This is a genomic window from Halalkalibacter wakoensis JCM 9140, assembly GCF_000513095.1.
Lineage (GTDB): Bacteria > Bacillota > Bacilli > Bacillales > Bacillaceae_D > Halalkalibacter > Halalkalibacter wakoensis.
Window position 1 is genome coordinate 1 of record NZ_BAUT01000180.1, and the last position, 667, is coordinate 667.

General features: G+C 35.5%; 1 protein-coding gene. It reads left to right on the forward strand.

The window, feature by feature from the left end:
• Positions 1-334 (forward strand): DUF3231 family protein (locus JCM9140_RS22160; protein WP_235715443.1); only part of this gene is annotated, 334 nt, incomplete at its 5' end.
• Between the last annotated feature and the right edge of the window lie 333 nt (positions 335-667).

Consider the following 667-nt stretch of genomic DNA (forward strand, 5'->3'; position numbering starts at 1 on the left):
CGAAAATTTCCATTACTTGGATGATGAAGTTTTTTCTTCTCCCAAAAACATTTTACTCATACCTTGGGAAACGGAAGTTACAACTTCTCAGGATTCTCCTTTTTCAGATAAATTAATGTTGTATCATATTGGTTTCCTACTACAGACCGCACAAGCCTATCATGGGGCAGGACTCGCTTCTGCCATGCGAACTGACCTTGCTGTAACTTATGAGAAGATTATATTGAAAAACTTGATGGTGACAAAAGAATGGGTCAATATAATGACGCAGTATAAGTGGTTAGAGGAGCCTGCACTTTCTCCAAATAGAAAAGACCTTGCAAAAGACAAATAATTAACCAATTAGCACCTCTTGTTAATGGGAGGTGTTTTATTTCTGAATAAAAGTTCTTCCTCAACAAAACTGCTGGTTTAAGTTCATTTTTCACAAAAACACCTGAAAATGAAGATATTTATTGAACAGTATACGTCTACTGTTCAATAGAGAAAAAGCAAAAATCTTTATTCAGCTATTGTGCTCGTAAAATTAATGTAGCATTACAAATAAAAAATCCTTACACGAAAGAATGAGTAAGGAAGTCATTAAGTCTCAAGCCCATATTGCTTCGGTTCACTACATTGTTTAAAAAGGTGCCTGAAACTCGGCGTATTACAGCAGTACCGAACT